This is a genomic window from Amycolatopsis sp., assembly GCF_035276945.1.
Taxonomy (GTDB): domain Bacteria; phylum Actinomycetota; class Actinomycetes; order Mycobacteriales; family Pseudonocardiaceae; genus Amycolatopsis_E.
The window spans coordinates 1-2,103 of record NZ_DATELF010000141.1; the positions used below are offsets into that span (position 1 = coordinate 1).

A 2,103-nucleotide genomic window follows, 5' to 3' on the forward strand; every position below is an offset into this window, starting at 1 on the left:
AAGAGGTTGTTCGCACCGTCCCGGGTGTCGCGGATACGGCTGTGGTGGGCAAGCCGCATGACGTACTCGGTGAAGTCCCCGTCGCTTATGTCGTACCGGGACCGGACGGTTTCGATCCCGCCCACGTACTCGCCACCTGCCGTGAGCGGCTTTCCTACTTCAAGGTGCCCGACGCGGTCTACGAGACGGCCGAAGTGCCGCGCACCGCGTCCGGGAAGATCAGGCGTCATCTGCTGCTGGAGCAGCCCGCGCGGCTGCTCGCGGCGGGAAGCGGGCACTACGAGAACATCTACCGCATCGACTGGGTACGCCCCGGCTCGCTGCCGCCCACTTCGGACGAGGACTGGGCGGTCGTCGGCACCGACGTGGTCGACGTGGCCGCCGGACTCGAAGCGACCGGCGCACGGGTGGAGACGTACGCCGCGCTGAGCGACCTGCACGAGGCGGTCGACCGCGGCACGATGGTCCCGGACGTCGCCGTTTGGCGGTGCCCAGGCGACCCCGGAGATGTGGATCGCTTCGGCGGCGCTGTGCACGACGTGACGGACGACGTGGCCCGTCGGCTGCGGACGTGGCTCGACGACGAGCGCTTCGCGGGCACCCGCCTGGTCGTCGTCCTCCAAGGCGTGCCGGGGTCCGAGGACTCCGACGAGATGCGCGGGCTCTCCCACGCGCCGCTGTGGGGATGGGCGGCTTCCGCCCGGACGCGGCACCCTGGACGGCTTTCCTTCGTGCTCGCCGATCCCGGCGAGACGGGCGACGAGTGGGGCACGGCGCTGCGCGAGATCGTCGCGGCCGGTGAACCGCGGTCGGCTGTGCGTTCCGGCGTCGCGCTGGTACCGCGCCTCGCGCGAGTGTCGGCGACGACCGGTGAGCTGTCGAACACCGAGCTCAACCCGAACGGCACGGTGTTGGTGACCGGAGCCGCCGAGCTGCCCGCCGCGGCGATCGCCCGGCGGCTGGTCGCCACTCGGGGAGCCCGCCACATGGCGCTGCTGAGCCCTGCGGGTGAAGACGACGAGGCCGCGGCGCAGCTAAAGGCGGATCTGGTCGAGGATGGCTCCGAGGTCGTCCTGGTGGCGTGCGACCCCGCGGACCGCCAGGCGCTCGAGACCATACTCACCGGGCTCGAGCATCCCGTCACCGCGGTGGTGCACGTGCAAGAGGCTAGTGCCGGGACGAGTGAGCCCGGTGCGGCCGACATGTCTATTGTGGACGGCGCGCTCAACCTGCACGAGCTGACGCAGGACGCGGATGTGTCCTTGTTCGTCCTGGCTACCACTGCCTCCGGGATCCCCGCCGCAGGCGACGGCTCGGTTGCCGGTTCGTTCTTCGCGGCCCTGGCGCACCACCGCCGGGTTCGTGGCCTGCCTGCCGTGGCTGTCTCGTGGGGTGCGTGGGAAACGGAGACCGAGAACGGGCATGGCACCGCTGGAGCGGAAACGCTGTCGGTGAGCGAAGGGCTCGCGGTCTTCGAAGGCGCGCTCACGGCCGGCCCCGCTTCGCTGGTGGCCCTGCGGCTGGACATGCCGGCGTGGCGTGCCGCGGCCGCGCAACGCGCCGTGCCGGAGCTGCTGCGCGCTCTGCTCGGCCTCCCCGCCGGACCCGCGGCGGCCGGTACCGCCGCGACGGACGAATGGCGGCGCCGTCTGACCGCGGTGGCCGACGACGACCAGCTCGCGCTGGTGTCCGAGCTGGTGCGGACCCAGGTCGCGAACATGATGGGGCTGGCGGGTGCCGGCTCGGTGGGGCCGGAACTGGCCTTCCGGGATCTGGGTTTCACGTCGATGACCGCCGTCGAGCTGCGGAACCGGCTCGGGGGCGTCACGGGGCTGGCCCTGCCGGTCACGCTGGCCTTCGACTATCCGAACTCGGCCGCGCTGGCGCGGCACCTGCGGACCGAGCTGGTGGGCGGCCACGAAGTCGTTGCTGTGAAACCGGTTTCGGCCGTTCCCGCGGACTACGATCCCATCGCGATCGTGGGGATGTCGTGTCGTTTTCCGGGTGGGGTTTCGTCTCCGGAGGAGTTGTGGGATCTGGTGTCCGGTGGGGTGGATGCGATCGGTGAGTTTCCGGACGATCGGGGTTGGGATCTGGACGGTT

At 71.0% G+C, this 2,103-nt stretch carries 1 protein-coding gene; it reads left to right on the top strand.

All coding sequences use genetic code 11. The features are described 5' to 3' along the window. Window positions 1-44: 44 nt before the first annotated feature. Window positions 45-2,103, top strand: a 2,059-nt coding sequence (locus VJT49_RS24625; RefSeq protein WP_324167283.1) for a type I polyketide synthase, incomplete at its 3' end; no start/stop codon positions are given.